The organism is Prosthecobacter sp. (assembly GCF_044373815.1).
GTDB lineage: Bacteria > Verrucomicrobiota > Verrucomicrobiia > Verrucomicrobiales > Verrucomicrobiaceae > Prosthecobacter.
This window is the reverse complement of sequence record NZ_JBIPNG010000562.1, coordinates 1-3874: the sequence shown is the minus strand read 5'-3', so window position 1 is coordinate 3874 and position 3874 is coordinate 1. Positions and strand designations below refer to the sequence as shown.

The following is a 3874-nucleotide window of genomic DNA, read 5'->3' as shown; positions in this document are numbered from 1 at the left end:
GCCCCGGCCCGATGGCGAGTGCGTCGAAGCGCATCTCCAGCACATCGCGATAATCCTTGATCGACTTCACCATCACCTCCACAGGCATGCGCGGCGCGATCAGCGGATAAACATCCTCCTTCACCAGCAGCGTGACGAGTCCTGCACCCGCGCGGATGGCTCCACGGCAGGCCAGCTCAGCGGCGCCAAGAAATCCCGGCGAGCCGGCCAGGATGCCGATGCGGCCTGCATCGCCCTTGTGCATGTCATTGGCACGGCGCGGCAGCCAGGAGCGCAGCATCTGCGGCGTCAGCACTTCGGCCTGCGCATCGCCATCCGTCTGCGACAAATCAGGCAGCGGCACCAGCGCGATGCGTCCCACGTAATGATCAGCCCCATCTTCCAGCAGCCCCGCTTTGATCTGCGCCACCACGGCGGTCACATCCGCTTCCACAGCGTCCTCGCAGGCGTCACCATGATCCCCGTCTAGGCCGGAGGGAATGTCCATCGCAATCGTCACCGCATGCCGCTGTGTGCGAAGCGTGTTCATTTCGCGCGCTAGCACCTGCAGCTCCGGCTTCATCGGCCCCTGGGCGCCGATGCCTAGCAATCCATCCAGACTCACGATAGGCCCTGCTGGAAAATCAAACGTCGAGGCATCCTCCAAAATACGGACCAGGCTGCCCAGCACGGCCAGATGCGTGCGCGGCAGTGGCTTCATCGCCGTGGGCTCTGCACTCAGTCGCGCGTACAACTGCCAGCCATCAGCGACCAGTTCACGCGCCGCGACGAGCGCATCCCCCGCATTGTTGCCTTTGCCGAGAAACAGCACCAGCGATCCAGCACGCGGCGCAAACTGACGCACCACATTCGCGATGCCACATCCCGCCTCCTCCATCAATGCCGCCGCACTCACACCGCGTGCAAAGGCGGCCTCTTCGCATTGCTGCATCTGGCGGCACGTGACGATCATGGGATTTCCGCTGCTTCCAGCAGCATGCCTTTAAGTTGATGGGCCGACTGCACCGTTTCCTGGGTCGTTTTTGTGGCAGGCAGGGACAGGACGCGCGTGCCTTTGGCCGTCGTGTCCAAGGCTTTGGAGATGCCCTCAATGCCTGCCACTTCGGGGCCGCCGAGCACCAGCAGATGCATCAGGCGTTCACCATCGCGCTGGAGTCCATCCTTCAACTGCTTCAGCGCTTCCGGTGTGTCAGGGATGAAGGCAAAGCGCAATGAACGCACCACTTTTTCACCCGTCAGCTCATGCGCGACAGACAAGGATTCGGCGATGGCTTGCACCGTGCTTTCCTGCTGATCCGCCGGGCCACCGTAGAGAGCCAGGACCATCACGATTTCCAGCGGGCGTTTGGCCCCCGTCAGTTCGGCGTCGATGACCGACTGCTCGCTGCCAAAGCGTCCGCGCCGCACCGTGTAGCCCATGTTCTCAGCGCCCATCGTGGACTCAAGATAGCCCGGGATGCTCAGGTCCCGGTCCGCTTTGCCCAAAGCCGTGCGCACAATCCCCGCATACCGTTCGATACCTTCCGGGCTGATCTGCCGCCGCAGTGCCAGCGCATACTTGAAGGAACGATCCGCCGCCTGGTCCTTCTTCCACTGCCAGATGCCAAAGGAAGCAATTCCCAGCAGAATCGTGCCGACCGGCAGCATGACGAGGGCAAAACGAATCCAGCGTCCAGGATCAGCAGAGGTGGGTTGGGCTTCAGTCATGGTCCATCATTCCATAGCAAGATTCCGCTCCATGCCACGCAGAATCCGCGAAGTAGGGCAAAGCCGGTATCACTCCAAACCCGCCAAAAGTTCGGCCACCGACACCTTCTGCCCCGGCAGCACCAATTCAGGCCGGATGTCCGCCAGCGGCTCCAGCACAAAGCGCCGCAGGTGCATGCGCGGGTGCGGCAGCGTGAGCACGGGATCATCGCTCACGACATCATCCGCATACAGCAGATCCAAATCGAGCGTGCGCGGCGAGTTGCGCTCCCGCTGCTCCGGCCTCCCCAGCGCCTGTTCGATGGCCTTGAGATGGTAATGCAGCTCATTTGGCAAGCCGTCAGCCGCGACTTCAATGACGGTATTCAAAAACGCCTGCGTCCCCGGCGCACAATCCACCGGCTCCGTCTCATACACCTGCGCACTCGCATTGAGCCGGATGCCCGGCACCCGCGTCAGCAGCAGATCCGTGCCGCGCTGAAGATTCGCGGCGCGATCACCGAGATTAGAGCCAAGGGCGATACCGAAGTTCATTGAGAGGGGCGAGGTTATGGAAAGAAAATACTGGGCCGGTCAGGGGCTTCGTGGCGCAGCATCATGGCGACGCGCAGTAGCAGGAATGCATACAAGCGCAGGGTGTAAAAGATCGTGGTGGTATAGTATCTCGCATGAATGCCATCCTCCATCATGCCAACGCACAACAGGCCAAAGGGCCACACGGTGGCGATGGTGGAGAGCAGTGCAAAGCCCCAGTTCTTGCGGCTGAAATAGAAAAGCGACACGCCCTCGCGGTATGACTTCAGCCCGCGTAGCGCCCACAGTTCAAACGGGTAGATGAACAGCAGGTGGCTGAAGATGGGAATGCCGATGCTGTCGGCATACCAAGGATAATCACCACGAGCCCCGCGAGCCATGAAGTGGATGACGTTGACCGCCGGGGCGAGCAGGATGAGCAGCCAGATGCCGATGACCAGAGCAGAGGATTTGCGTGGAGTGAGGAGAAATCGGAATGTCATTGCACCTCCTCAGCTCCAAGTGGCGCTCACTTCAGTCCCAGCACATCCTGCATGTCATACAGCCCCGCAGGCTTGCCAGCCAGCCATTGGGCGGCACGGACGGAACCTGTGGCAAAGGTGTCACGGCTGCTGGCTTTGTGAGTGAGTTCAACGCGTTCGCCCACATTGGCAAAGATCACCGTATGATCGCCCACGACATCGCCGCCACGGATGGCGTGCACGCCGATTTCCTTCGGAGTGCGGGCTCCCACATCGCCAAAGCGGCCATGCTTGCAGTCCTTGTCATATTCCAGCCCGCGCACATCCGCGAGGATCTCGACCAGCGTGCGTGCCGTGCCGCTCGGGGAGTCCTTCTTCATGCGGTGATGCATCTCCACGACTTCGAGGTCGAAGTCCGGGCCGAGCAACTCCGTGGCTTTGCGCGTCAGCCAGAACAAGGTGTTCACGCCGATGCTATAATTCGAGGCGAAGACGATCGGCAGGGCCTTGGCGGCTTCGCGAATGTGGGCCAGTTCTTCGTTGGTGTGGCCGGTGGTGCCGATCACGAGGCTCTTTCCCTGCTTGAGGCATTCGCCCAGCAGTTCATCGCAGAAGGTGTGGGAGGAGAAGTCGATCACGATGTCCGCTTTCGCTAGCGCAGGAGACAATGCATCGCCCACGTCAACGGTGGAGGCGACGGTGACGTTTTGAGCCTCGGCGGCACGGATGATGGCCTGGCCCATGCGGCCTTTGCTGCCGGTGATGAGGAGTTTGATGTCGGACATAATGAGCCGGTTTAATAAACGGGCAGCTGTAATGATGCAAGAGGCGGCTGAACACTGTGCAGCGGATCATGCAGCAGGATTTCGTCAAAACTGGCGTTGGGGGAGCGCTCCGCCGGTGGCCAGAACTGGCCGCTGCGGATGCGCTGCACCGCCTCGGCGGCACACTGATGCGCGGCGTCGATCAGTTCTGCATCAAACCCCTCCCACGGCAGAATGGCGGTGTCCTGAATGCTTTTCGGCAGCGCGAAGTAGGCCACGCTGCTGATGGACTGACCGCGCTTCTGCAAAGCAGCGGCGTACAGCGGCAGCTGCAGATCCAGCCACAGTCCGCGTCTGCCATCGGGCAGGTCAAAGCACTTCCATTCATCCACCTCGGTCAGCTTCGTG

At 61.3% G+C, this 3874-nt stretch carries 6 protein-coding genes; all 6 read right to left on the bottom strand.

What is annotated here, in order from left to right:
* A partial coding sequence (locus tag ACIREA_RS28215) for an NAD(P)H-hydrate epimerase (protein WP_397385655.1) occupies positions 1 to 952 on the bottom strand: 952 nt, incomplete at its 3' end.
* Positions 949 to 1707, bottom strand: coding sequence for a hypothetical protein (locus tag ACIREA_RS28210; RefSeq protein ID WP_397385654.1), 759 nt, complete (start codon positions 1705 to 1707; stop codon positions 949 to 951). The genes ACIREA_RS28215 and ACIREA_RS28210, both read right to left, overlap by 4 nt.
* A gap of 69 nt (positions 1708 to 1776) precedes the next feature.
* The gene (gene folK, locus ACIREA_RS28205; protein WP_397385653.1) at positions 1777 to 2241 is read right to left on the bottom strand and encodes a 2-amino-4-hydroxy-6-hydroxymethyldihydropteridine diphosphokinase; all 465 of its coding nucleotides are present in this window, start codon (positions 2239 to 2241) and stop codon (positions 1777 to 1779) included.
* Between the two features lie 14 nt (positions 2242 to 2255).
* Positions 2256 to 2723: a hypothetical protein gene (locus ACIREA_RS28200; RefSeq protein ID WP_397385652.1), complete on the bottom strand. Its 468-nt coding sequence runs from the start codon at positions 2721 to 2723 to the stop codon at positions 2256 to 2258.
* 26 nt (positions 2724 to 2749) lie between these two features.
* Positions 2750 to 3487 (bottom strand): 4-hydroxy-tetrahydrodipicolinate reductase, encoded by a 738-nt coding sequence (dapB, locus tag ACIREA_RS28195; RefSeq protein ID WP_397385651.1) that lies wholly within the window; start codon positions 3485 to 3487, stop codon positions 2750 to 2752.
* 11 nt (positions 3488 to 3498) lie between these two features.
* The coding region (locus tag ACIREA_RS28190) for a hypothetical protein (RefSeq protein WP_397385650.1) at positions 3499 to 3874 on the bottom strand (376 nt) is incomplete at its 5' end.

Excerpts from the sequence above, each read along its gene's own strand:
- ACIREA_RS28210 (WP_397385654.1), bottom strand. The coding sequence starts at position 1,707 with ATGACTGAAGCCCAACCCACCTCTGCTGATCCTGGACGCTGGATTCGT.
- folK (WP_397385653.1), bottom strand. The coding sequence starts at position 2,241 with ATGAACTTCGGTATCGCCCTTGGCTCTAATCTCGGTGATCGCGCCGCG.
- ACIREA_RS28200 (WP_397385652.1), bottom strand. The coding sequence starts at position 2,723 with ATGACATTCCGATTTCTCCTCACTCCACGCAAATCCTCTGCTCTGGTC.
- dapB (WP_397385651.1), bottom strand. The coding sequence starts at position 3,487 with ATGTCCGACATCAAACTCCTCATCACCGGCAGCAAAGGCCGCATGGGC.